We start from the raw sequence: 26,018 nt of genomic DNA on the forward strand, positions 1-26,018 counted from the left end.
CGTTAAACAGGAATGCTTTACCATGGCCAAAGGCTGCGGACGGCAGGTGCATTCCAACCGAAGGCTGCAAAATAGGCACCCATGAGAAGGATTTCAAGCCCCCCGGCTGGGCCGTTGGGAGCTTGCACCTTTTGATGGTTCCGTGCACATATCGAAATATGAAAACCGTTGTTCGTCCCCGCCGTTCTGTCCTTTTTGTGCCTGCCGCCAATGCTCGCGCTCTGGAGAAGTCGCTGACCCTTTCGGTGGATTGTGTGATCTATGATCTGGAAGATTCCGTTGCGCCTGAAGCAAAGATCATGGCGCGCGAGGCGCTGGCAACGCATTTCGCAAGCCATCCGAAGGTTGATTTCGAACGAATCGTACGGGTCAATACGGCGGAAACGCCTTGGGGTAGGGATGATGTCGCGGCTGCTGCGAAAATGGGGGCGGATGCGATCCTTCTGCCCAAGACGGAACGACCGCAGGATATAATAGACGCGGCCAACCGGCTTGATCGTCAGGATGCCGACCCAGGGGTTGGAGTGTGGGCGATGATCGAAACCGCGCGCGGTATTCTCAATGCCGACGAAATAGCGGTTCTCGGACATCGTTCGGCGGTGCGGCTTGCCTGTTTCGTCGTCGGGCCGAACGATATTGCGCGGGAAACTGGGGTGCGTCCGCAACCGGGCCGACCTTATCTCGTGCCATGGCTGATGCAGATCATTCTCGCGGCACGGGCTGGCGGGATCACCGTTCTGGACGGTGTTTACAATGATTTTCGCGACAGCGTTGGCTTCGAAGCGGAATGCGCGCAAGGTGCCGCCATGGGTTTCGACGGCAAGACGCTGATCCATCCGGGCCAGATCGAAGCGGCGAACCGGGTCTTCTCACCGACCGAGGTCGAAGTGGCTCATGCCCGCGCTATTGTTGAAATCTTTGCCCGGCCTGAAAATGCCGGGAAGGGTGTGGTTTCGCTGGATGGGCAGATGGTCGAGCGTTTGCATCTCGAGATGGCCGAGCGTGTGCTCGCGAAGGCGGGCGTAAAGTTATAACAGAGGAAGTTACAGTATGAAGTTATATCGTTTCATTACGGGCCCGGATGATTCCGCATTCTGCCATCGCGTTACCGCGGCGCTCAACAAGGGCTGGCAGCTTTACGGTTCCCCCACCTATGCATTTAATGCTGCGACCGGCGTGATGCATTGCGGCCAGCCGGTTGTGAAGGAAGTCGACGGCGTCGATTACACACCGGACATCAAGCTGGGCGAATACTGATGGCCGTCCGTCGCATCGTCGCCAATATTGCTGCAGGTGATCCTGCTGCGGCAAAGCGCTTCTACGGCGACTTGCTTGGCCTCGACGTGGCGATGGATTTCGGTTGGATCGTGACCTATGCCGCTGACACGCAGGCGCGGGTGCAGCTAAGCGTCATGAGCGAGGGTGGATCAGGCACGCCGGTGCCTGATCTTTCCATCGAGGTGGACGATGTTGATTTGATGCTGGAGCGCGCGATCACGCTGGGGTTTCGCATCGAATACGGACCGGCCGATGAGGATTGGGGAGTGCGTCGTTTCTACACGCGCGATCCCTACGGACGGCTCGTGAATATTCTGACCCACAGGAGTTGAAGAAGGCCGGTTTCCCGGCCTTCTGCTTTTTGGTGTTAATTCAAGCCGCGCTTTTCAATCATTGCGTCCGGTGTCGGCATCTTGCCACGGAATGCTTTGTAAAGCTCTTCCGGGTCACGACTGCCGCCTGCGGCATAGATATGCTGCTTCAGCTTCGCAGCCAGTTCTGGATTGAAAGCATCGCCGGTTTCCTCGAATGCCGAGAAGGCATCCGCATCCAGCACTTCCGACCACATGTAGGAATAGTAACCCGCTGAATAGCCGTCGCCGGAGAATACGTGCGTGAAATGGGGGGTGCGATGGCGCATGATGATCGCATCTGGCATGGAAAGCTTTTCCAGTGTCTTTACCTCAAAAGCGAGCGGATCGGCGATCTTTTCCTTGCCGGTATGGAACGCCATGTCCACCAGCGCCGATGAGGTGAACTCGACCGTGTTGAAGCCTGCATTGAAGGTGCGGGCCGCGAGAACCTTGTCGAGGAGCACCTTCGGCATGGCTTCGCCGGTGCGGTAGTGCACGGCGTATTTTTCGAGAACAACTGGGACGGTCAACCAGTGTTCGTAAAGCTGCGACGGTAATTCCACAAAATCGCGCGACACGGCGGTGCCGGAAACAGCAGGCCAGGTCACGTCCGACAAAAGCCCGTGCAGTGCATGACCGAATTCGTGGAAGAGCGTGCGTGCATCATCCAGCGAGAGCAGGGCTGGCTCACCAGCCTTGGGTTTTGCAAAATTCATCACATTATAGATGATCGGCTTCTGTCCGCCATCAAGTTTGTGACTGGATTGCAGGGAACTCATCCATGCGCCAGAACGCTTTGAGGTACGGGCGAAATAGTCCCCGAGGAAGAGACCGCGTTCGCTGCCATCTGCATTGAGCACCTGAAACACCCGTACGTCGGGATGCCATGCGGCTATGCCGTTCTTTTCCTCAAAGCGGATGCCGAACAGGCGGCCAGCTACGTCGAAAGCCGCTTCGATAATCTTTTCAAGCTGAAGATAGGGCTTCAGTTCCGCTTCATCGAAGGCGAAGCGTTCTGCACGCAGCTTCTCAGCGTAGAAGCGCCAATCCCACGGGGCGACCTTGTGGTTGCCGCCATCGGCTGCGATCAGGCGCTCGAGCTCGACTTCTTCTTCTTGGGCCTTGGCGCGAGCCTTGTCCCAGACAGGTTCAAGCAGGTCCATAACGGCCTTCGGCGTCTTGGCCATGGTGTCATCGAGCTTGTAAGCTGCGAAGTTGGCGTAACCGAGCAGATGGGCCTTGCGCTCGCGCAGTTCCACCATCTCGCGCACGATGTCGCGATTGTCGTTTTCGCCGCCATTCTCACCACGCTTGGCCCAGGCATTGAATGCTTGTTCGCGCAGTTCACGGTTTTCGGAGAAAGAAAGAAATGGCTCGACAATCGAGCGTGATAGCGTAACCGCCCATGCGTCCGGTTTACCCCGCTCGGCGGCGGCATTCTGCATGGCATTTTTCAGGAAGTCGGGAAGACCGGCAAGGTCGGCTTCATCGGTAATGTACAGGGCCCAGCCCGATTCATCCTTCAGCACGTTTTGGCCGAAGCGAGCGCCAAGTCCGGCAAGCTTTTCATTGATGTCCGCCAGTTCGGCTTTGCCAGCCTCATCGAGCTTAGCACCCGAACGGACAAACCCTTTCCACGTTTTTTCAAGAACGCGTTTGGTCTCGGTGTCGAGATCCAGCATATCGCGGTTTTCATAAAGCGCATCGATACGCGCAAAAAGCGTCGGATCCATCATGATGCGGGAATAATGACGCGACATTTTCGGCGCTATTTCGCGTTCCAGAGCCTGGATCGTGTTGTTGGTATGTGCACCAGCACGCATCCAGAAAATCGCGGATACGCGGTCGAGCGCTTTGCCGGTCAGTTGCAGAGCTTTGAGTGTATTCTCGATGGTCGCTTCATCAGTGGCCTTGGCGATAGCTTCCACTTCTGCAAGGTCGGCAGCCAACGCAGCATCAAATGCAGATGCGAAATCATCATCCTTGAAAGCGGTGAAATCCGGCAGGCCCCACGGTCCGTTCCATTCAGTCAGCGCGCGATTGTAGGCGGTGTTGTCGGGCATGATGAAACTCCAGATCAAATAAATTCGGTACGGATCAGACTTAGGAGTTACGCAGCAGAGGGGCAAGGGCTGGGATGCGGCTTTCACGGTTTCATCATCGGGGCTCGCGACTAATGAAGGAGCCTGGAAAAAGCGTTCGACTTCGTCTCGAAGGGCTTGACTTTGTTGGCGGTCAAGCGCACATCACGCCCGCAGCCGAATTTCTGCGGCAGCATTTTCAACCGGAGTTTTATTCTCTTATGCCAAGCGACAGTCACAGTCGATTGTTTCAGCCGTCAAGGCAGTTCGTGATCTGATCGCTTGCGGTCGGCTTGCACGGTCTGCCTTCGACGGCGGATCGACAGAAAGGCAAGCCCAATGACCGGCCTGAAGCCCAACAATAACTTCTTCCCGGAAGTACTCAATGTTGCCGATCTCCCTGCTGCTGCAATCGCAAGCCGCATTGCAGACATGCATACCGGCGACGCAGTGGAACTCATTAACGAACTGGATGCCGATGATGCAGTCGCCGTCATCGCACAGCTTTCGCACGAAGATGCCATCCGTCTGCTCGATCAGCCGGAGCTGCACCGTGCTACTGAAATCATAGCTACCCTCCCGCCCGGCCTTGCAAGCCTCTTGCTTGATGGTATGTCGGCGGACCGTGCAACCGACGTTTTTCAGGAACTGGAAGACGACGACCGCGCACGCCTGTTTCCCATTCTCGCGCCAGAAACCAAGACCGCGCTGAAGAAACTGATGGGCTATCCGCCGAATACGGCAGGCTCGCTCATGACCATCGAATTTATAACCGTGCCTTCCAATTGGAATGTTGGCCAGACACTGGACCATATCCGCAGGGTCGAACGTACGCGTGAGACGGTTTACGCCATCTATGTGGTCGATCCGGCCAGCCGCGTTCTGTTGGGCGTGGTCAGCTTGCGCCGTCTCATCATCCGTCAGCCCGACGAACCGATCCTGTCCGTTGCCCGTGATGACGATCCGATCACCATTTCGCCGATGGCAAGCCGTGAGGATGTCGCTCGTCTGTTCCGTAAGCACGACCTTCTGGCCGTGCCTGTGGTGGACGAAAGCCGCCATATCATCGGCATTGTTACGGTCGATGACGTACTCGACGCCATGACCGAAGAAGCTAGCGAAGATGCCTACCGCTTTGGCGGTATGGAGGCGCTTGACAAACCTTATATGCGCATCGGCTTTGGCGAGATGCTGAAGAAGCGTGCAGGCTGGCTCGGCATCCTTTTCCTTGGCGAGATGCTGACTGCAAGTGCGATGCAGCATTTTGAGCTGGAGCTTGAAAAGGCTCTGGTGCTCACACTGTTCATCCCGCTCATCATGTCTTCAGGCGGTAATTCTGGTTCACAGGCAACGTCGTTGATTATCCGCGCACTGGCCTTGCAGGAAATCAAGCTCAGGGACTGGTGGCGTGTCGCCCTGCGTGAATTACCAACGGGACTGGCGCTAGGCAGCTTCCTTGGTGTCATTGGCATCATACGCATCGCCATCTGGCAGACGCTCGGTATATACGACTACGGCGAACACTGGATTCTGGTGGCAGCGACCGTCGGCATGGCGCTGGTCTGCATTGTGACTTTCGGTTCGCTGACAGGTTCCATGCTGCCATTCATACTGCAAAGGCTCGGATTTGATCCGGCCAGCGCATCGGCGCCTTTCGTTGCCACACTGGTCGATGTGACGGGTCTTGTGATCTATTTCAGCGTCGCACTGGTCATTCTGTCTGGCACGCTTTTATAAATATCGGGCATGTCGCGAGGAAGTGGAAACCCGTTTTTCGATAACGACATGCTCGAAAACCATTCAAAAAACTGTCAGAATGACAGTGTAAAAACGCAATGAAATTCGGGTTTTTCGGGTTAATTGAGGGGCAGTTTCGTGCTGCCCCTTTCTAAAATGCAAAAAAACCTGTAAGAGCGCCGCATTGTTTTCCCGCGCGGGTCTGTTGGCGCGGCTCCCAACTCATATAGAAGTGATCTCCATATGGAATTGCGTAATATCGCTATTATCGCACACGTCGATCATGGCAAAACCACTCTGGTCGATGAACTCTTGAAGCAATCCGGCTCGTTCCGCGAGAACCAGCGCGTTGCAGAACGCATGATGGATTCCAACGACATCGAAAAGGAACGCGGGATCACCATTCTCGCCAAGGCCACTTCGGTTGTCTGGAAAAACACGCGTATCAACATCGTCGACACACCGGGCCACGCCGACTTCGGCGGCGAGGTTGAGCGTATCCTTTCGATGGTGGATGGTGCTATCGTTCTCGTTGACGCTGCCGAAGGCCCGATGCCACAGACGAAGTTCGTTGTTGGCAAGGCGCTAAAGGTTGGCCTGCGTCCGATCGTTGCGATCAACAAGATCGATCGTCCTGATGGCCGTCATGAAGAAGTCATCAACGAAGTGTTCGACCTCTTCGCCAATCTCGACGCGACCGACGAACAGCTCGACTTCCCGATCCTTTACGGTTCAGGCCGTAACGGCTGGATGGCGCTGAACCCGGAAGGTCCGCAGGATGAAGGTCTGGCTCCACTGTTTGACCTCGTGCTGAAGCACGTGCCTGCGCCAAAGGTTGCTGAAGGTCCGTTCCGCATGATCGGTACGATCCTCGAAGCCGATCCGTTCCTGGGGCGCATCATCACCGGTCGTATCCATTCCGGCTCGATCAAGCCGAACCAGGCCGTCAAGGTTCTCAGTCAGGATGGTTCGCTGCTCGAAAATGGCCGTATCTCGAAGATTCTCGCTTTCCGCGGTATCGAACGCCAGGCCATTGATGAAGCGCATGCAGGGGATATCGTCGCTATTGCCGGTCTTTCCAAGGGCACGGTTGCCGATACCTTCTGTGATCCTTCGGTAAGCGAGCCGCTCGCCGCACAGCCCATCGATCCACCGACCGTGACCATGTCCTTCATCGTCAATGACAGCCCTTATGCGGGCACCGAAGGCGACAAGGTGACGAGCCGCGTTATCCGTGACCGCCTGCTCAAGGAAGCCGAAGGCAACGTTGCGCTCAAGATTGAAGAATCGAACGAAAAGGATTCGTTCTTCGTTTCCGGTCGTGGCGAATTGCAGCTTGCAGTTCTGATCGAAAACATGCGTCGTGAGGGCTTCGAGCTTGGCGTTTCGCGTCCGCGCGTCGTCATGAAAGAAGGCGAGAACGGTGAAAAGCTTGAGCCGGTCGAAGAAGTCGTCATCGACGTGGATGAAGAATATTCCGGCACGGTTGTGCAGAAGATGTCCGAACGCAAGGCCGAAATGGTCGAATTGCGTCCTTCGGGCGGAAACCGCGTTCGTATGGTGTTCTACGCTCCGACCCGTGGCCTTATCGGTTATCAGTCGGAACTCCTGACAGACACCCGCGGCACCGCGATCATGAACCGCCTGTTTCATGATTATCAGCCATACAAGGGCGAAATCGCTGGCCGCAACAACGGTGTTCTGATCTCTAACGATCAGGGCGAAGCTGTTGCTTACGCACTGTTCAACCTTGAGGATCGCGGCCCGATGATCATCGACGCTGGCGTCAAGGTTTATCAGGGCATGCTGATCGGCATTCACAGCCGTGACAACGACCTTGAAGTGAACGTGTTGAAGGGCAAGAAACTCACCAACATCCGCGCTGCAGGCAAGGATGAAGCTGTGAAGCTGACGCCGCCGATCCGCATGACGCTGGAACGCGCGCTGTCGTGGATTCAGGACGACGAATTGGTTGAAGTCACGCCAAAGTCGATCCGTCTTCGCAAACTTTATCTCGATCCAAATGAGCGCAAGCGCTTTGAAAAGAGCGGCAAGTCAAGCGCTGCCTGAACTTCCCGATGATATAAAAAAACGGCGCCCGAAGGCGCCGTTTTTGTTTGGTGTGACAGGATTTACTCTTTATCGCTCGCCGCGGCGATAGGGCTGCATGAGCGCTTGAGGTACGCGCGCACGCCGCGCCATGACGATGAGTGCCACAATCGACATGATGTAAGGGATCATCAGGAAAAGCTGATAGGGCACGACCTTGCCGTAAACGGTCTGCAAGCGGAGCTGAAATGCGTCGAAGAGCGCGAAGAGCAGAGCGCCCAGAAGTGCACGCGCTGGCTTCCACGAAGCGAAGACGACGAGAGCGATACAAACCCAGCCGCGCCCTTGCATCATGGTCGGGAAGAACGAGTTGAATGCGGAGAGCGTGAGAAACGAGCCGCCAATAGCCATCAATGCACTGCCGAACATGATTGTGAAAATACGCACGCGGATTGGATTGATGCCCTGCGCTTCCGCGGCATGCGGATTTTCGCCGGTCATGCGGATTGCAAGGCCGATCGGCGTGCGAAAGAGTATGTAACCAAGCAGGAGTGCCAGCGGCACGGCAATCCATGTCAGTGCCGTCTGTGTGCCAAGAACCTGTCCGATGAACGGGATGTCTGTCAGCCAGGACGGATTGATTGGTTGGAATGGCGTAATCGTTGGTGGTGTTGAAGACAGTGGTACCAGAAGACGAAACAGGAAATAGCTGAGGCTCGATGCAAAAAGCGTGATGCCAAGCCCGACCACATGCTGCGACAGCCCAAGCGGCACGGTGAGGGCTGCATGAAGCAGACCGAACAGCGCCCCGCAAGCTGCGGCGGCAAGCACGCCCACCCAAAGATCCGCACCATTATAAACTGTCAGCCAGCCGATCATTGCACCAAAGGTCATAATGCCTTCGATGCCAAGATTGAGAACGCCTGCGCGTTCGCAATAAAGTGCACCAAGTGTGCCGAAAATCAGCGGCGTGGCAATGCGCAGGACCGAAACCCAGAGGCCGGAGGAAAGCAGGATATCCATCAACTCGTTCATCGGGCGATCCTGTATTGGGTGAAGAACAGCGCGACCAGCATGGTCAGCAGCGAAAGGGCGACGGTGACGTCTGCAATGAAGCTGGGAATGCCGATAGCGCGGCTCATACCGTCTGCGCCAACAAACATGGCGGCAGCAAAAAGTGCTGAGAAAATCGCACCAATCGGGTTGAGATTGGCCAGCATGGCGACGATGATGCCGGAATAGCCAAAGCCCGGCGAAAGGTCGGTTGTGACATAGCCTTTGACACCCATAACCTGAATTGCGCCAGCAAGCCCTGCCAGACCGCCTGAAATACAGGCAACTTTAACAAGGGTTTTTCCGAGCGGAACCCCTGCAAAGCGTGCCGCTTGCGGGTTGAGCCCAGCGGCTTTGGTTTCAAGGCCAAACACAGTGCGCTTTTGCACATAGGCGATGATGAGCGCGAGCGCGATCGCCATCAGAATGCCGATATGCAGGCGCATGCCCACCATTATTTTTGGCAGCACGGCCGCATCCGGCACAGGTTCTGACTGTGGCCAGCCAAAAGCCAGCGGATCTTTCATAGGGCCTTCAATCATCATCGAAACGAACAGCACGGCAACGAAGTTCAGCAGCAGTGTCGTGACGACTTCATCAACGCCAAAACGCAGGCGAAGGCCGAGGGGGATCAGCAGAAAGATCATACCCGCAATCGCACCCACGATGAGCAGAAGCGGAATAAGCAGCGGGGCAGGAAGCGCTATTTGCGTGCCGAATGCAACCACTGCAAGGGCACCCATATAGAATTGGCCTTCTGCACCGATATTCCAGAGCTTGGAACGAAAGGCCACCGCCGCAGCAAGGCCTGTCAGCATCAAAGGTGTAGCGCGCGTCAGCGTTTCGGTGATCGAAAGTTTGTTGCCGAAAGCACCGATGGTGATCTGACGAAAGGATTCAAGCACTGGCGCACCAGCGCTCGCTATCAGGAGGCCGGCAAGCACAAAGGCGGTAAGAACTGCGATAACCGGAGCAGTTGCCACCAGAGTCATGGGCCGTGTCTCGCGTCGTTCAATACGCATCAGTTCAGCCCCTTCGCGGTATTTGTCTGCCATTCACCGGCCATCATCAGGCCCAGTCGTTGCGCGATGGCTTGCCCGGCATCAATCGGCGGCGATAACCTGCCCTTGACGATAGCCTGCACCCGGTCGGCCAGGCCGATGATTTCGTCGAGATCTTCCGAGATGAGCAATACGGCAGCCCCCTTGGCGCGCGCTTCCAGAATGCGGGCATGAATGGCTGCAACGGCACCTTCATCAAGGCCGCGTGTTGGTTGGGCTGCAATCAGAATGCGCGGAGCCGTTTCGAGATTGCGGCCCAGAATAAGTTTTTGCATGTTGCCGCCTGAAAGCAGGCGAATACGGCTGTCAGGCGTGCCGCCGCGCACATCGAAATCCTTGATGATGCGGTCGGTAAATTCACGTGCTGCCGCGCGGTTGACCAGAAGGCCATTGGAAAACTGCGGATCACGTATGCGTTCCAACACAGCATTTTCCCAAAGCGTCAGATCGCCGATTGCACCTTCTGCATTGCGATCTTCCGGGACGCGGCCAACACCCGCCCCCACAAACTGGCGCGGATCGAACTTCTTAACCGTTTGCCCAAACATCACAAGAGAGCCACTGGCAGGCTGACTAAGCCCCGAAACCAGACGCCCGAGCGCTGCCTGTCCATTGCCGGAAACGCCGATGATACCCAGCGTCTCGCCTGCACGAAGGTGAAAGTCGAGATCTGTCAGGCGTGCCGTGCCGTCTTCAACCACGGTTACGTTCTTTGCTTCAAGCAACGTTTCGCCGGGGGTAGCGGCTGCGCGCGAAGGACGCGAAACGCGGCGACCGACCATGAGTTCGGCCAGCTCTTCCTTTGTGGTTTCAGATGCCTGACGCTCAGCGACAAGCTTGCCGCCGCGCAGCACCACAACCCGATCCGCAGCCGACATGACTTCATACAGCTTGTGCGAAATGAAAATTAGTGACAGTCCCTGACGCGCCATTTCCTTGAGCGTGATAAACAGGCCTTCTGCTTCCTGTGTGGTCAGAACGGCGGTCGGCTCGTCGAGGATAAGGATGTCGGCATCATTATAAAGTGCTTTAAGGATTTCCACGCGTTGCTGTTCGCCGACGGACAGATCGCCAAGCCTTGCGTCTGGATCGACCTGCAAGCCAAAACGTTTGGCAATCTGGGCAATTTTGGCATGAGCAGCACCCTGCGCCGATTTCAGCTTCCAGAGGCTTTCGGTGCCGGTGATGATGTTCTCAAGGACGGTGAGGTTGGGTGCCAGTGTGAAATGCTGGTGCACCATGCCAACGCCCGCATCAATGGCAGCACGCGGCTTGCCTTGCGGGATTTCAGCACCTTTGACAAAAACGCGACCTTCATCGGGTACATAATGACCGAAGAGGATATTCATCAGCGTGGTTTTGCCGGCACCATTTTCGCCTAAGAAAGCGAGGATTTCGCCGCGCTCCAATTTTAACGAAATATCGTCATTGGCAGTTAATGTGCCAAAGCGCTTGGTTATATTTTGCAGTTCCAGAACTGTTGTGGTCATGTGTCTAACCCCGCAACGGGAAATTTGTGCTGCCAGCGTTGGTCCTCCTCCAGGCGCTGGCCAAGGCTTAGAAGCAGCCTGTCGGCACCCATCGGCGCCACAAGCTGCAAGGCAACCGGCATATTGTCGGCGTCGCTTCCGAAGGGTAGCGACAGCGCAGGGAAACCGGAAATATTGGCAAGCGCCGCGTAAGGCGCGAAGGCGTTCATCTTCTGCCAATGCACATCGACATCAACATGGTTCATTGAAAAAGAACCATGCGGCATCGGCCCGCGCGCGAGCATGGGCGTAATCAGTACATCGATGTCGCGGAAAATTTGCCAGAGCATATGTGCGGTACTGACGGCTCCGTTCATCGCGCGGTAAAGTGCGGTTGCTTCCATGCGCCGCCCACGCTCTGCAACCGCATGGGTGAGTGGCTCAAGCTTGTCTTGATCAAGGGCCAGAAAGTCGATTGCGGCGGCGAGATTGACGGAAATGATGCGGTCGAAAGCGCGCGCGCTGGAAGCGATCAGTGGGCTGAATTCCGAAGCCGGGATTTCATGAATTGTATGCCCCTGAGCTTCAAGAAAATGCGCTGCGTTTGCCACAACCTGCAGGCGCTCGGCTGTGATTGGATAGTTTGCGAGATCGCCAGTCACGATACCCACGCGAAGGCGGCCCGGCAAATCGCCTGCCTGCATCGCTGGGTCAGGCAGAAAGCCTTCCGTTTTGCCGCCGACAAGTGGCAGAAGCGCTTTCGCATCGCGGACCGAACGGCAAAGCGCAAATTCGCTCGCAATACCTGCAAGATAATTGCCGAAATGCGGTCCTGCCGGTAGCAAGCCGCGGCTTGGTTTCAGGCCGATAAGACCGCAGGCCGCGGCAGGCACGCGAATGGAGCCACCCGCATCGGTGGCATGGGCAATTGCAACAATGCCAGCTGCGACGGCTGCCGCCGCTCCACCGGATGACCCGCCGGGTGAAAGCGTTTCATCGAAGGGATGGCGTGCTGGCGGGGCTCCTGCCGGCTCGCTCGCAAGTGCCAGCCCGAACTCGGGTACGGTGGTGGTGCCGAAGAAGTTGAGTCCGGCTGCGCGCATCCGGCGACCGAGCTCCGAATCCATTTGCGGCGAGGCATTGAGGAATGCCTGCGAACCGAGCCGGATCGGCAGACCGGCACACGGACCGCCCAGGTCCTTGAAGAGGGCGGGAACGCCCGCGAAAGCCGCTCTTGATGGCGCTGAATCGAATGCAATCGCACCCTCGCGGCCTAAATCACGATCGAGATATGCAATGGCGCCCAATGGGCGCCATTTTTCTGCTGCGTCGAGAGCAGCATCCATGGCTTGCTCGGCACTGAGGATTCCACCTGCAATCGCCTGCGCGAGCGCGGTCGCATCCTGCTGATTCATGTCGATTGCCACGATATGCTTGCCCGTTTGAGTGATTACTTCGGCTCGGCGGGGTTCGGCTTGTATTCGAACTTGCCTTCTTTCAGTTCCACACGACGGGCTTCCATCTTGGCTTCTGCTTCGGCAGGCGCAATGCCCTTGACGTAAATGATGTCGTTGCCGCCTTCCTTCATCAGGCTGAAAGGCGTGTAATCCTTGCCGGTTGCCTGGGTAGCCTTCACATCGGCGATAGCTGCATTGAGGATTGGGCGGAAATTCCAGATCGCGTTGGCAAATACTGTGTCGGGGTAACGCGGTGTGTAGTCGATCAGCGATCCGATTGCTTTGATTCCGCGTTCTTTGGCGGCATCTGCGGTGCCGATACGCTCGCCGAACAGAATGTCTGCCCCCGCATCGATCTGCGCGAGACCTGCTTCGCGCGCTTTGGGTGGATCAAAGAAGGTGCCGATATAGGAAGCGTTGAATTTTGCGTCAGGCCGGGTTTCCTTCACCCCATCCTGAAAGGCATTGATAAGCATGTTGACTTCCGGGATCGGCACTGCGCCAACCGAGCCAAACGTACCGGACTTGCTCATCGCGCCTGCCAACATGCCTGCGAGATAGGCAGCCTCGAAGTTCCAGGTGCCGAAAACACCGAAATTATCGCCCTGCGGCTTACCGGATGAGCCCATAACGAAAGCAGTCTGCGGGTAATCGCCAGCGACCTGACGCGCTTCGCGTTCGACCGCATAGGATTCGCCGACGATCAGCTTGATGCCCTGTTCGGCATATTCGCGCATGGCGCGGGGATAGTCGCTTGCCGAAACGCCTTCGGAGAAGACATATTCGATGACGCCTTCGTCATTGGCTTGCTTCAGCGCGTCGTGAAGGCGTGAATTCCATGCGTTTTCGACGGGCGAGGCATGGATGCCGGCAACTTTCAGTTTCTCATCGGCAGCAAAGACCCGGCTTGTAACGGCGGTTGCGCCGAGTGCAGCGGACATTGCCAGAATATCGCGACGGGTGAAGTTCGATGTTGTGATGATTGTGGTCATTTTGGTTAGGGACCCCTCAAGTGTGTTTTCGGTGTGCCGGGAATGCACTGCCGGTTGCTTCGTTTTGTGTGAGCAGAATGGATGAGCAACGAACTATATCTTTGCTTAATCTGCCTGGAATTCAAGCGAATTAGATCGCGGCCTGAAAAATAGGCATAGGTTCTCTGGCCGCGACTGTTCGGTTCTTTTATCCGGTAGCTTACCGAATAGGTTGAAACTGTTGATATCGTTAGCCGATGGGGGCGTAATCAGCTCCGTCGACCGAAGAGGGACGGCCTTGGAGGTTGATGCGGCTTACACGCTGTGGCGTTTCGGCGATGACTTTTCCACGCTTCACGACTTTGAGGCGATTTGCCTTGAGCCGCAACGCTTCGAGCGGGTCGCGAGCCTGCAACACGACAAAATCGGCATTGCAGCCCTTTTCAATTCCGTAGCCTTCAAGGCCAAGCGCTTTTGCCGAATTGACAGTGAGCGCATCGAAAACTCGGCGTTTGCCTTCGATGGAGGTCATCTGTGCAACATGGATAGCCATATGGCCGACTTCAAGCATGTCGCCAGAACCCATTGAATACCATGGGTCCATCACACAGTCGTGGCCAAAGGCAACGTTGATACCGGCAGCCATCAGCTCCGGTACACGCGTCATGCCACGACGCTTTGGATAGGTGTCGGCACGGCCCTGAAGCGTGATGTTGATCAATGGGTTCGGAATGGCGTTCATTTGCGCTTCCGCAATCAGCGGAATAAGCTTGGATACGTAATAATTGTCCATGGAATGCATGGAAGTGAGATGCGAGCCGGAGACGCGGCCCTGCAAACCGAAGCGCATAGTCTGCGCTGCCAGCGTTTCAACGTGACGTGACATTGGATCATCGGTCTCATCACAGTGAATATCGACCGGCAGGCCACGGTCGGCGGCAATACGGCAGAGCTCTTCAAGCGATGCTGCGCCATCGGCCATGGTGCGCTCGAAATGCGGAATGCCGCCAACGACATCAAGGCCCATGTCGAGCGAACGATTGACGAGATCGACAGCACCCGGAGAGCGGTAGTAACCGTCCTGCGGAAAGGCCACGAGTTGCAGATCAATGTAAGGCTTTACCTTCTCGCGGACTTCGATCATGGCCTCAGCCGTGAGGAGACGCGGGTCGCTGACATCGACATGGCTGCGAATGGCCAACAGTCCCTGCGAAACGGCCAGATCGCAATAGCGAAGCGCACGCTCGACCATGGCTTCTACCGTCAACATGGGTTTGAGTTCACCCCAAAGCGCTATGCCTTCCAAGAGCGTTCCCGAACGATTAAGACGCGGTAGACCAAGCGACAGGGTCGCATCCATATGGAAATGCGGGTCGACGAAAGGTGGGGTGACCAGCCGGTTTGAAGCGTCAATTTCGGTCGCTGCCTGATGTTCGCCATTCGATGGCAAGACGTCGGCAATCTTGCCGTCTTTGACCAGAATGTCCTGCTTCTCGCGACCGTCGGGGAGATTAGCGTTTCTCACGATCAAATCGAACATCGGCAGGACCTCTCATATGGGTATGCAAGAACCGAGCACAAAATATGGGCTCATTTTTCAATTGCCTTATACCCTATATCCGGCGGGCGCAATGCCAGGGGAAGCTGGAAGGGGTCGTCATCCTTAATGGAAAATGCTAGGCCCCGAAATTATCTTTGTAGGATTGCCATGTTCACGATCAGCCGCGTCGAAACCTATAGTCAGGAGATCAAGAAAAGTCGGTTTCTGGCCATTGCCGCGCCTGTCGCGAGCGAGCAGGCGGCGAAGGACTTTTTGAGCGAGCATTCTGATCTGTCGGCGAGCCATAATTGCTGGGCCTGGCGCATGGGGCAGAACTACCGTTTCAGCGACGATGGCGAACCAAGCGGCACGGCAGGAAAGCCGATCCTGCAGGCAATCGACGGCCAGCAGCTGGACAATATTGCAGTCGTGGTCACACGCTGGTTTGGCGGCATTCTTCTGGGAAGCGGCGGCCTGATGCGCGCCTATGGCGGTACGGCTGCAACCTGTCTACGGCAGGCGGAGAAAACCGAAGTCATTCCGTTGGTCGGATTTAACTTCGCCTGCGATTTTTCGGACCATGCGCTGCTGAAAGCGCGTCTGACAGCGGTTGAGAACCTCGTCATCGTGCAAGAGAATTTCACCGGATCCGGCGTGGAGATTGAAGGCGCCATGCCGATTGCCGCACGGGATGAATTATCCCGTCTCGTTACCGATCTGACGCGCGGCAAGACGATCATAAAGTTCGAAGATTAGAGCGCATCCCGAAAAGTGTGAAACGACTTTTGGAAAAGATGTGCGTTAAAACAAATAGTTAGAGCGCCGACCTGATCCAATCAGATTGAAACGTGCTCTAGACTGTGCCCGTCGTATATTGCTGGCGCTTGTTCTCATACATCAGCAAGTCCGCGCGCTTGGCAACCGTTTCCAGCTTCTCACCCGGCATGCTGGTCGCAGAGCCGATAGAAAGATTAAGCTTGAGCTGGGAATAATACTGGTTGTTGATCTCGACCAACCGCTGAATGTCCTCAACCATCGCCTCGGCACCGCGCTCATCCACGTAAGGCAACACAACCGCGAACTCGTCGCCGCCAATGCGCGCCGCATGGCCCGGTTGCTTCACGGCTTCATTGAGCACCTCGCCGATGCGCCGCAGCAATCCATCGCCTGTTGCATGTCCCCATTGGTCATTCGCCGCCTTGAGGCCGTTGAGATCGATGATGATGACCGAAACCGGCATATGGCCCTTGCGTTCCAGCCGGTTGAGTTCATCGACATAATAGGCGCGATTGTGAAGCTTGGTAAGCACATCATGCTTGCCGAGATATTCAAGATAGGCTTCGGCTTTCTTGCGGGCAGTGATGTCAGTGAGTGCAACCTGCACCAGCGACCAGTCGTGCTCATGTCCAGGCAGGACCGAGAACTGCAGCAACACGTGCCGTTCGGTACCGTCGAGTGCATAATTGACCACTTCGCGGCGCTGGAACAGAACGCCGTTCCACAGATCGATCAACTGTTCGCGGAATGATGACTCCATCTCGTCCTTGAAGATATGCGGCAGGTTTTGCAGCAGTGTCTTCTTGTCGGGCGCGAGGAAAAGGGCTGTGGTCTCGGTGTTGATTTCGAGAACCCGGATTTCACTCATGCATTGGCGTACGAATTCCGGGTGCACGTCAGTAAACACCCGAAAATCAACAATGCCGCGCTGGCGCACATCGTCCATCAATTGCTTGATGCGACTGAAATCCTCAACCCAGAGCGATACTGGCGAATGTTCAAAAAGGCCTTGGGCGTGCTGCTTGTGGCGGTCCTGTTCGCGGCGGGCATCCTCGCGTGCAGTCACATCCTCAATGGAAAGCAGAACCCGCTCCCACGTGTGCTCGTAGCCGGGAAGCACGACCCCCTTGAGCTGAATATCCAGCCGCTTACCGCCAAGCGAATAGTTGATAGTGTCGCTTGAGAAAGCATTGCCGCCGTTCCATAGCTGGACCATCTCTTCAATATGCGGGTCCAGCATGTCGTCCCGAAACACGCGTTCGAGATTGGCGACCAGATGACTGACGCTATCCGCCTCGAAAAGCGAAAGCGTCTTGCGATTGACCTTCAGAACCCGGATATGGCTGGTACAGATGCGCAACCGGCTTGTATCTTCATGCAGGAAAGCCCTGAGATCGGTAACACCAAGCGCGCGCCATTCTTCGAACTGCTTGAGCAGACCACTATAATCCTCAAGCCACAGGGAGATTGGCGCAAGGTCAAAAATATTGGCGCTGTCGCTCAAGGCAGACTCGATATTCATTGATTTCCCGCTCTACCACTGGCTTTCGCATTTCCGAAACTCAGACGTTCAGGATGTATGCCAAACCGGATTCTCTTTCCCATCGGGAACAGCCACGATGGTTTATTGGCAGCGCGTTATATTACGAGAGTCTTGGATACACTAGAGGTTTCAATGTAAAAAATATTCGCTTTTTACGAAAAAGGGCGGCGTCCCTTCGATGCCGCCCTGTTGGTGACGATCAGTTTTCGACTGGCAGCCGGTGACGCACGAGCGTGGTCCAGTAGGAGCAACCCCACACAATGACATCGTCGTTGAAGTCGTATTTGGGGTGATGGAGATTGGCACTTGGCCCGTTGCCGATATTGATCATCGCGCCCGGTACTTCGTTCAACATGAAGGCAAAGTCTTCACCGCCCAGCGTCGCTGGCATGTCGCGGGTCACACGGTTGGCGCCCGCAACGGCTTCAGCAGCGACTGCTGCGAGTTCGGTCTCGCGCTCATGATTGACGGTGACCGGATAGCTACGCTGATAGTCGAGCGTGGCCTTGGCCCCGAAAGCATCGGCTATGCCCTGCACGGCGCGGGTCAGTTTTTCCTCGATATGGTCACGGACTTCCTCGCGAAGCGTACGAACCGTGCCGGTCAGCCGAATCTTTTGCGGAATGACGTTGAACGCATCGCCACCCTGAATAGTGGTGATCGAGATCACAGCAGAATCCAGCGGGTCTATGGTGCGCGCGGTCAGCGTTTGAATTGCCTGAATGAGCGCTGCCGTAACGGGAATGGGATCGATAGTCTGGTGCGGCGAAGCTGCATGTCCGCCAACGCCCTCGATGGTGATTTCGAGAACATCGACCGATCCCATGATCGGACCGGAGTTGATAGTGAAATGCCCGACTGCGAGATTGGGACGGTTGTGCATACCGTAGACTTCGTTGACCGGCCAGCGCTTGAACAGGCCGTCGTCGATCATCGCCTTGGCGCCTGCGCCACCTTCTTCGGCGGGTTGGAAAATCACGATGACGGTGCCATCGAAGGCGCGGCTTTGCGCCAGTTCGCGGGCTGCCCCCAGAAGCATGGTCGTGTGTCCGTCATGACCGCAGGCATGCATCTTGCCCGGTACTTTGGACGACCATTCCGCACCGGTTTCCTCGAAGATCGGCAGCGCATCCATGTCAGCGCGCAGGCCGATGGCGCGACCCGAACGGTTCGATTGACCGTGAATGACGCCAACGACGCCAGTACGTCCGATGCCTGTCACGACCTCATCGACACCTGCGGTGCGCAACGCTTCGGCAACCTTTTCCGCAGTCCGGTTTACATCGTAAAGTAGCTCGGGGTTTTCGTGCAGGTCACGACGGAACGCGACGAGTTCGTCAAGCTGGTTCGATGTCCAGTTTTCAACCGGCATGTCAGGCTCCTTTAGTGTTGTCTTCGGTCTTGTCGAGGCGGTAGCGGAAATCGCAGTGGCTCGCGCCCTTCATGATGGTCTGCGAGCGTTCCAGCTTCATTTCGGGATTGTATCCGATGCAGAAATCGCCATCGCGATTGCAGGAAAGCAGGTGACCGATATGGCCAAGACCCATCTCGCGGTACATCTCCGAATAACGGCAGCGCGTAACGTTGAAATCAAAATGATCTTCGCCCTGTGAAATCACGTCGATCTCCAGCGCGTTTTCCTTCGTCCATAGCGGCTGGATGTCGGCAAAGTCCTGTATTGTCGGCGTGCGACCCAGCTCATCGGCAAAGCTCTTGCCCTGTTCGATGGCCGAGCGGCTAACGGCTTCGCCGATTGCCGCCTGCGCTTCTTCTTCACCCGAGCGTTCGCGAATTACTTCGTAAACGTTCTTGAGAACCAGCGCTTCAATGCGGCGACGTTCCAGAATTGACATTTGATTCATGGATCTGACCTTTCACATGAACGTTGAATGGGATGAGTTAGAGATTTGGTTCGGTAAGATCCTTGCGCCGAAGCCATGCGAGATAGAACGGCGCAATCTTCCGCGCGATCTTGTGAAAAGGCAGCGGTGCCGGTTCCGAGACGGGAAGGGCAAGCTCCTGGGCAGGCTCGCCATCGAGCGCCCGTGCGAATTCACGCCCGAGCGATGTGCCAAGCGCAACGCCGCGACCGTTGCAGCCGATCCATGCCCAACCATTGGGGCCGAGTTGATGAACGCGCGGAAAGCGATCCCAGGTCATGCCGATATAGCCACTCCACACATGCGTGATTTCCGGTTCACCGAGGGCTGGAAAGGCTTCTGCCATGTTGCGCGCCGTCTTGCGCTTGACCCGCTCAGTCACGTTGAAATCGCCCATCACCACGCCGCCGGTGATCAGCCGGTTGCGGGCATCGTAGCGGAAGAAGCGCAGATCGCCGCGTGTATCGGAAACGGCTTGCCGTCCGGGCAAGATCGTTGCGCGCAGATTGTCGCTGACAGGTTCAGTCGCCATCTGCCACGAGAGCACTGGCACGATTGTGCGGGCAAGGCGTGGGGCAAGCCCTTCGCGCAATTCGCCGGTATAGGCGTTGGTTGCGAGCAGGAAGCCCTTGGCACGCACCGTGGCGTTGGCGGTTTTTACTTCCCAATGATCGCCTACCTGGGCATAGGCAATGACCGGGCTTTGCTCATGAATGATTGCGCCGTGACGTTCAGCAGCCGCTGCAAGTCCACGCGCGAAAGCCAGCGGATTGATATGGCCGCCGGTCGGATTGAACATACCACCATACCAGAAATCGCTGCCCAACAGCCTCGCTGTCGCAGCGCGGTCGACAAACTCTGCCGGGAAGCCGAAGCGTTTCCAGGCTTCTACGCGGGTTTGCGAAAGCTTTACCCGCCCTGGTGAATGCGCTGGCTGGAACCAGCCGGTCTGCTCGGCCTCGGCCTCGATATTTTCATCGCGCACGATGGAGAAAAGAATGTCGGCGCTATTGCCGATCAATCTGGCAAACCGTTCGCCTGAGGCACCATATCGTTTGGCGATTGCATCGGGTTCTGCCGAGGTCATGGTCGGGATGACCTGTCCGTTGTTGCGCCCTGATGCACCCCAGCCCACAGCATTGCCTTCCAACAGGATGACGCGCTTGCCGCGTTTTGCCAGATGGAGTGCCGCCGAAAGACCTGTGAAACCGCCACCGACGATCACGACATCGGCTTCGACATCTTTCGTAAGCGCGGGGGCCGGTTTGCGTTCGGATGCCGTGGCAGCCCAGATGGAAGGTGGAAAGACGATGTTCTGCATGACTTCACGCGGTTTCTAGAGCGTATCCCGAAAAGTGTGAAACGGTTTTCGGAAAAGATGCGCGTTAAAACAAAAATTTTTAGAGCGCCGATCTGATTCAATCAGATCGGGACACGCTCTAAGCGAGGCGGTGTCCAGCCCTTGCCGGGAATGGAGGCAAGCAGGCGCTGTGTATATTCATGCTGCGGGTTGGCGAAGACTTGCGCCGTCAGGCCGGCTTCGGCGATCTCACCCTTCGACATGACGATTATGCGGTCGCAAAGCTGCGCGGCGACACGTAGATCGTGCGTTACGAAAAGGAGCGAGAGATTGAGCCGCTCGCGCAAGTCGGCGAGCAGGCGAAGAACTTGCGCCTGAACCGAGACGTCGAGCGCGGAAACAGGTTCATCCGCGACGATGATGCGGGGCTCCAGAGCCAGCGCACGTGCGATGCCGATACGCTGGCGCTGTCCACCCGAGAACTCATGCGGAAATCGATCAGCGGCGGCTGATGAAAGCTCGACCAGTTCCAGCAATTCGCGTGCTTTTGCATGGGCCTGTTCCTTTGGAACGCCGTGGACTATTGGCCCCTGCGCTATCAGGTCTACGACCCGGCGTCGTGGATTGAGCGAGGCCATTGGGTCCTGAAAGACCATCTGGATGTCCTTGCGCATGGCGCGCACTTCACGTGGGCTGGCGCTCAGGAAATCCCTGCCATTCACATCGACCTCGCCGCTATCTGCTTCCAGCAGACGGGTAACAATGCGCGAAACGGTCGTCTTGCCGGAGCCGCTTTCGCCAACGACACCGAGCGTTTCGCCCTGACGCAACTCGAATGAAAGGTCTTTCACGGCAGGCACGGCGCTGCGTTTTCCGGTTAGCAAGCCGCCGCGCGCTTTGAATGTCTTGCGTAAAGCGCTCGCCTTGAGAATGACCGGCTGTGTGTCCACTGATGCCTTCGGCTCGGGCGGCGTGAGGGCCGGAACCGATGCAATCAGCGCCTTTGTATAGGGGTGTTGCGGATGATTCAGCACGTCGTTTGCCGGACCTTCCTCGACCAGTTCGCCAAGCCGCAGCACGGCTACGCGGTCGGCAATTTCCGCCACCACGCCAAAGTCGTGAGTGATAAACAGAATGCCGGTATCATGCTCGCGTTGCAGGTCGCGGATCAGTTTCAGGATTTGCGCCTGCGTGGTCACGTCGAGCGCTGTGGTCGGCTCGTCGGCGATGATGAGGCGCGGTTTCAGGATCAGCGCCATGGCAATCATGACACGTTGCCGCTGACCACCCGAAATCTGGTGTGGGTAGGCATTGTAGGCGGATTCCGGGTCTGGAATTTTCACCTCTGCCAGCATGTTCAGCACGGCTGCACGGCGCTCCTTGCGACCGAGCTTCGTGTGCAGGCGCAACACTTCATCGATCTGCCAGCCGACTGTCTTCTGCGGGTTGAGCGCGGTCATCGGCTCCTGAAAGATCATGCCGATGCGGTCGCCGCGCAGCTTCTTCATATCGGCTTCGCTCAGCGAATAGAGATCGGTGCCTTCGAGCCTGATCGTGCCGTTGGTCACGCGGACGTGCGGTTCCGGCAAAAGGCGCATGATCGCGCCCGCCGAAAGCGACTTGCCGGAGCCGCTTTCGCCGACAAGGCAGACGATCTCACCGGGATTGATGGTTAGTGTCAGGCCCTGCAAGGCATAGGGGCGGTCAGCGCCTTCAGGCAGCGCAATTTGAAGACCCTGGATTTCGAGAATTGCGGCGGCGGTCATTATTTCTTCTGCCTTGGGTTAAGCGCGTCGTTCAGGCCTTCACCGAGCAGACTGAAAGAAAGAACGGTGAGCAGAATGGCGATACCAGGAATGACCGAACAGAACCAGTCGGTACGCAGTACGGCACGGCCCTGACCGATCATGTTGCCCCAGCTTGCATAGTTCGGGTCGCCAAGGCCGAGGAAGGCAAGCGCACTTTCCATCAGGATTGACGTGGCCATCACTACGGATGCGAAAACAATCACCGGCGGCAGAGCGTTCGGCAGGATTTCGCGGAAGATGATCGAGACATTACCGACCCCCAGATTGCGCGCGGCATCAATGAATTCGCGCTTGCGCAACGCCAGAAATTCGGCGCGCACCATGCGGGCCGGTGCAGTCCACGAAACAATGCCGATGCAGATGATGATGTTTTCGATGGACGAACCGAAAATGGCCACCAGCGTCAGCAGCAGAACAAAGCTTGGAACAGTCTGGAAGGCCTCGGTGATGCGCATCAGGACGTCATCCACCCAGCCACCATAATAGCCGGCAAGTGCGCCGATAATGATGCCGATAGCAATGGAAATCAGGGTAGCCACCACGCCGATCAGAAGCGAGATGCGTGCGCCATGGAAGATGCCTGCCATGATATCGCGTCCGAGCTGGTCGGTGCCAAGCGGCGTCGCTGCATTGAGGAACGGCCAGACGAGCGGATCGCCTGCGCGGCGCAACGGGTCGCCGGGCGCAATGACATCTGCCAGCAGTGCGATCAGAACCACGGCGATGAAGAGGACAAGGCCAAGCACGGCGGCACGGTTGCGGCTGAAGCGCTGCCACAGAATTTTCGTGCGGGAGACCTGCGGGCGAGTGAGGGAGAGGTCCTGGGAAGTCATGACAGTTCGATCCTGGAATCAAGCCGCGCATAGATGAGATCGGTGATGAAATTCACGATTACCACCAGCACAGAGCACAGGAAGATGATGCCCATCAGCGTGTTGAGGTCGCGCTTGATCACGGAGGTGTAGGCAAGCTGGCCGAGGCCGGGCAGCGAGAAGATTGTCTCGATCACGACCGAGCCGCCAAGCACGGTGGAGAACTGAAGGCCGAGCAGTGTGACGACAGGCAGGAAGGCGTTGCGCATGATGTGATGGAACATCAACCTTGCGCCGCTGGCTCCCTTGGCGCGTGCGGTGCGAACATAGTCGAGGTCTGCCACTTCCAGCACACTTGTTCGCATCAGGCGCATATAGAAGGCGAGATAGATGAGTGAAAGCGCTGTCGTCGGCATGACGAGGTGCACGGCAATATCCCAGACATTCTTCCAGCCTGTATAAAAACCGCCAAGCGTTTTGTAGCCGCCGACCGGCAGCCAGCCGAGCTTGACGGAAAAGATGAACATCAGGATGAGGCTGAGAAAGAAGCTCGGCATGGCATAGAAAACAAGGCCGAGCGTGGAAATCGCATTGTCGGTCAGCGAATAAGCCTTGCGTGCTGCGAGAGCGCCAAGCGCTATGCCAAAAATAAAAGCCACCGAAAGCGAGGAAACCATGAGCAGGAGCGTCGGTACAAGGCGAGCCATCAGCACGTCCAGCACCGGCTGCTCGTACACGTAGGACCAGCCGAAATCGAACTGCGCCAGCTTGGTCATGTAAATCCAGAGCTGCGTCCAGACCGGCTGGTCGAGACCATATTCAGCGCGCAGATTGGCGACGAATTGCGGGTCTGCGCCGCCCATGTCGCCGACAAGCGCATCCACCGTATCGCCGGGGGCAAGCTTGATCAGCAGGAATGATCCGATCATGATGAGAAGAATGACGGGGATCGCCTGCGAGATGCGCCGCAGCGCAAAAGTCAGGATCGGGGGCAGGGGCATTGCGGATTATCCTGCAAGATATGCATGAGCAGTTTCAGGCTTCAGGCGGAATAACCGCTGCCGGAAACCGGCAGCGGCTTGGTCTCTTTTATTGGTCGATCCAGAGGTCATACCAGCTCGAAGAATCCCAGCGCGGAGTGTTGTGGTGGTTCTTCAAGACCTTGTTGGTCACGCCGACAAACGGATGTTCGATGGCGAAGATGACCGGTAGATCCTTCATCTCAAGCTGCTGGATCTGATGATAGAGATCGGCGCGCTTGGTCGGATCGAGCTCGCTTGCCGCCTTGTCGATCAGGCTGTCCATCTCGTCGGACTTGTAGCCGAACTGGTTCGACCATGCCGTGCCGACCGGAGCGCCGGAGCGCAGCCACACCGTCGTGGAGACTGCCGGATCGGAGCGGAACTGGTGCCAGCCATTGGCCGTGTCGAAATCGTGATCACGATAGACGCCGTTCAGGAAACCTGGTGCGTCATTTGTGAGAATTTCGACGTCGATGCCGACTTCCTTCATCGCCTGCGCGTAATATTCAGACCAGAGCTGCGTATACTCACCCCATGGCGCGGGGCGATGGCGCAGCTTGAATCGAATGCCGTTCTCCTTGACCGGATAGCCGGCTTCGTCGAGAAGTTTCTTCGCCTTTTCAACATCATACGGGTAAGTCTGAACCTGATCCGTATAGTTGGCTCCGCCGGTGCTGGGGATCGGGCCACGGCCCGGCTTGGCATAGCCGCGCATGATTGTCTTGATCGCGAAATCAATGTCGAGCGCGTGATAGATCGCCTGACGAACCTTCAGATTGGCAAGGATCGGATTGCGCAGGTTGAACTCGATGGTCGAATGCGCAACGTTGTTCTCAAAGCCTTTGGTGCCGGTATCGAAGCGGCCATCCTTCTGGAGGCGTTCGGTATCCGACATGGAGATGCCGTTGAAGGCAGTTTCCATCATTTCACCGGCTTCCAGCGCTGCGGCTGCGGCGGCCTTGTCCGGCATGAAACGCCAGATGACGCGGTCGAGGTAGGGATATTCCTTGCCACGCCAGTAATCGTCATTGCGCTCGGCAATGATGTGCTGGCCACGCTCATACTCGACGAACTTGAACGGTCCCGTGCCAACCGGCGCGGCATTGTACTTGTTCTTCAGAATATCTGTGCCTTCATAAAGATGCTTCGGCACCGGATGCCCGAGATCTGGCATGGCGGCGACGAGCAGCTCCAGCGGCATCGGCTTGGAATAACGGAACACTGCCGTGTGCGGATCGGTGCAGTCGACGGCTTCGAGATTGGCCTGAAGCGTGGTCGAATAGTTGAGCAGTTTCTTCCAGAGGTTCATCGCGCTGTAAGAAACGTCATCGCAAGTGAAGGGCTGGCCGTCATGCCAGCGCACATTCTCACGCAGCTTGAAGGTGATGGCCTTGCCGTCTTCCGATGAAGACCAGCTTGTGGCCAGAACCGGTACGTAACCCTCATAGGTGCGGTCAATCAGCGGCTCCATGATGCGGCCGGTGATCTGATAGACGCCGGTGGAGGCGCGCAGAGCAGGATTAAGCACACCCTGCTCGGTGTTCATATGGACGATGACAGTGCCGCCGCGCTTTACTTCTTCGGCATGCGAGGACGCTGTCGCAAGCGAAAACGCCGCAACAAACAGGCCAAGGCCAGCTTTTCTGATATGCATTCTCTGTTCCCCTGAAGGACGTTGAGGGAGGGCTTTGTAGCCTCTTTTCCCGCACGTCCCAATATTGTTCAAGCCCCTGAAATTGCAATGAAATGCCGTCTCAGAGGGTCTTTATAGTATGCAAGCATTGATATGCTAGAATCCGTGGCGATAATGTCAAGATAAACTAATAT

Annotated in this window: 21 protein-coding genes; 6 read left to right on the top strand and 15 right to left on the bottom strand. The window is 56.7% G+C overall.

Going from position 1 to position 26,018, the window contains the following annotated elements; all coding sequences use genetic code 11:
* The first annotated feature begins 158 nt into the window (after window positions 1–158).
* The 3 genes from FJQ48_RS04865 to FJQ48_RS04875 are packed head-to-tail and all read left to right on the top strand — an operon-like array spanning window position 159 to window position 1,610.
* Window positions 159–1,034, top strand: a complete 876-nt coding sequence (locus FJQ48_RS04865) for a CoA ester lyase (RefSeq protein WP_139974083.1) — start codon at window positions 159–161, stop codon at window positions 1,032–1,034.
* A gap of 16 nt (window positions 1,035–1,050) precedes the next feature.
* Window positions 1,051–1,257 carry a DUF1737 domain-containing protein gene (locus FJQ48_RS04870; protein ID WP_002965766.1) on the top strand — a complete coding sequence of 69 codons (207 nt, stop codon included), beginning with the start codon at window positions 1,051–1,053 and terminating at the stop codon, window positions 1,255–1,257.
* On the top strand, window positions 1,257–1,610 hold the full coding sequence (locus FJQ48_RS04875) for a VOC family protein (protein WP_139974084.1): 354 nt from the start codon (window positions 1,257–1,259) through the stop codon (window positions 1,608–1,610). The genes FJQ48_RS04870 and FJQ48_RS04875 overlap by 1 nt, the downstream gene beginning before the upstream one ends.
* Before the next feature lie 35 nt (window positions 1,611–1,645).
* Here the strand turns inward: FJQ48_RS04875 and FJQ48_RS04880 are convergent, their stop codons facing one another.
* Window positions 1,646–3,694: a M3 family metallopeptidase gene (locus tag FJQ48_RS04880; RefSeq protein ID WP_139974085.1), complete on the bottom strand. Its 2,049-nt coding sequence runs from the start codon at window positions 3,692–3,694 to the stop codon at window positions 1,646–1,648.
* Between the two features lie 357 nt (window positions 3,695–4,051).
* Between FJQ48_RS04880 and mgtE the strand changes: the two genes are divergently transcribed.
* Window positions 4,052–5,449: a magnesium transporter gene (gene mgtE, locus FJQ48_RS04890; protein WP_139974086.1), complete on the top strand. Its 1,398-nt coding sequence runs from the start codon at window positions 4,052–4,054 to the stop codon at window positions 5,447–5,449.
* Window positions 5,450–5,692: 243 nt separating this feature from the next.
* A complete protein-coding gene (gene typA / locus FJQ48_RS04895; protein ID WP_139974087.1) occupies window positions 5,693–7,519 on the top strand; it encodes a translational GTPase TypA in 1,827 nt (608 codons plus the stop codon).
* 69 nt (window positions 7,520–7,588) lie between these two features.
* Here typA and FJQ48_RS04900 read toward each other — a convergent pair whose 3' ends face one another.
* The 6 genes from FJQ48_RS04900 to FJQ48_RS04925 form a co-directional block, all read right to left on the bottom strand.
* Window positions 7,589–8,533: an ABC transporter permease gene (locus FJQ48_RS04900; protein WP_139974088.1), complete on the bottom strand. Its 945-nt coding sequence runs from the start codon at window positions 8,531–8,533 to the stop codon at window positions 7,589–7,591.
* The gene (locus FJQ48_RS04905) at window positions 8,530–9,573 is read right to left on the bottom strand and encodes an ABC transporter permease (protein ID WP_139974598.1); all 1,044 of its coding nucleotides are present in this window, start codon (window positions 9,571–9,573) and stop codon (window positions 8,530–8,532) included. The genes FJQ48_RS04900 and FJQ48_RS04905 overlap by 4 nt, the downstream gene beginning before the upstream one ends.
* Window positions 9,573–11,102, bottom strand: coding sequence for an ABC transporter ATP-binding protein (locus FJQ48_RS04910; RefSeq protein WP_139974089.1), 1,530 nt, complete (start codon window positions 11,100–11,102; stop codon window positions 9,573–9,575). The genes FJQ48_RS04905 and FJQ48_RS04910 overlap by 1 nt, the downstream gene beginning before the upstream one ends.
* A complete protein-coding gene (locus tag FJQ48_RS04915; RefSeq protein WP_139974090.1) occupies window positions 11,099–12,496 on the bottom strand; it encodes an amidase in 1,398 nt (465 codons plus the stop codon). Before FJQ48_RS04915 ends, FJQ48_RS04910 begins: the two co-directional genes overlap by 4 nt.
* Window positions 12,497–12,531: 35 nt before the next feature.
* A complete protein-coding gene (locus FJQ48_RS04920; protein WP_139974091.1) occupies window positions 12,532–13,530 on the bottom strand; it encodes a BMP family protein in 999 nt (332 codons plus the stop codon).
* 229 nt (window positions 13,531–13,759) lie between these two features.
* The gene (locus tag FJQ48_RS04925) at window positions 13,760–15,049 is read right to left on the bottom strand and encodes an amidohydrolase family protein (protein ID WP_139974092.1); all 1,290 of its coding nucleotides are present in this window, start codon (window positions 15,047–15,049) and stop codon (window positions 13,760–13,762) included.
* A gap of 168 nt (window positions 15,050–15,217) precedes the next feature.
* Between FJQ48_RS04925 and FJQ48_RS04930 the strand changes: the two genes are divergently transcribed.
* On the top strand, window positions 15,218–15,805 hold the full coding sequence (locus FJQ48_RS04930; protein WP_139974093.1) for a YigZ family protein: 588 nt from the start codon (window positions 15,218–15,220) through the stop codon (window positions 15,803–15,805).
* Window positions 15,806–15,902: 97 nt separating this feature from the next.
* Here FJQ48_RS04930 and FJQ48_RS04935 read toward each other — a convergent pair whose 3' ends face one another.
* The 8 genes from FJQ48_RS04935 to FJQ48_RS04970 all read right to left on the bottom strand — a co-directional run bounded on the left by FJQ48_RS04935 (window position 15,903) and on the right by FJQ48_RS04970 (window position 25,845).
* Window positions 15,903–17,348 (bottom strand): GGDEF domain-containing protein, encoded by a 1,446-nt coding sequence (locus tag FJQ48_RS04935; RefSeq protein WP_139974094.1) that lies wholly within the window; start codon window positions 17,346–17,348, stop codon window positions 15,903–15,905.
* 220 nt (window positions 17,349–17,568) lie between these two features.
* Window positions 17,569–18,741 carry a M20 aminoacylase family protein gene (locus FJQ48_RS04940; protein WP_139974095.1) on the bottom strand — a complete coding sequence of 391 codons (1,173 nt, stop codon included), beginning with the start codon at window positions 18,739–18,741 and terminating at the stop codon, window positions 17,569–17,571.
* Between the two features lies 1 nt (window position 18,742).
* Window positions 18,743–19,231, bottom strand: a complete 489-nt coding sequence (locus tag FJQ48_RS04945; RefSeq protein WP_010658513.1) for an L-2-amino-thiazoline-4-carboxylic acid hydrolase — start codon at window positions 19,229–19,231, stop codon at window positions 18,743–18,745.
* A 37-nt stretch (window positions 19,232–19,268) separates the two neighbouring features.
* A complete protein-coding gene (locus FJQ48_RS04950; protein ID WP_139974096.1) occupies window positions 19,269–20,570 on the bottom strand; it encodes an FAD-binding oxidoreductase in 1,302 nt (433 codons plus the stop codon).
* 101 nt (window positions 20,571–20,671) lie between these two features.
* Window positions 20,672–22,315, bottom strand: coding sequence for an ABC transporter ATP-binding protein (locus tag FJQ48_RS04955; protein ID WP_139974097.1), 1,644 nt, complete (start codon window positions 22,313–22,315; stop codon window positions 20,672–20,674).
* Window positions 22,315–23,190: an ABC transporter permease gene (locus FJQ48_RS04960; RefSeq protein ID WP_139974098.1), complete on the bottom strand. Its 876-nt coding sequence runs from the start codon at window positions 23,188–23,190 to the stop codon at window positions 22,315–22,317. The genes FJQ48_RS04955 and FJQ48_RS04960 overlap by 1 nt, the downstream gene beginning before the upstream one ends.
* On the bottom strand, window positions 23,187–24,170 hold the full coding sequence (locus FJQ48_RS04965; RefSeq protein ID WP_139974099.1) for an ABC transporter permease: 984 nt from the start codon (window positions 24,168–24,170) through the stop codon (window positions 23,187–23,189). The genes FJQ48_RS04960 and FJQ48_RS04965 overlap by 4 nt, the downstream gene beginning before the upstream one ends.
* Before the next feature lie 88 nt (window positions 24,171–24,258).
* Window positions 24,259–25,845 carry an ABC transporter substrate-binding protein gene (locus FJQ48_RS04970; protein ID WP_139974100.1) on the bottom strand — a complete coding sequence of 529 codons (1,587 nt, stop codon included), beginning with the start codon at window positions 25,843–25,845 and terminating at the stop codon, window positions 24,259–24,261.
* Between the last annotated feature and the right edge of the window lie 173 nt (window positions 25,846–26,018).

The organism is Ochrobactrum sp. CGA5, from assembly GCF_006345815.1.
Taxonomy (GTDB): Bacteria; Pseudomonadota; Alphaproteobacteria; order Rhizobiales; family Rhizobiaceae; genus Brucella.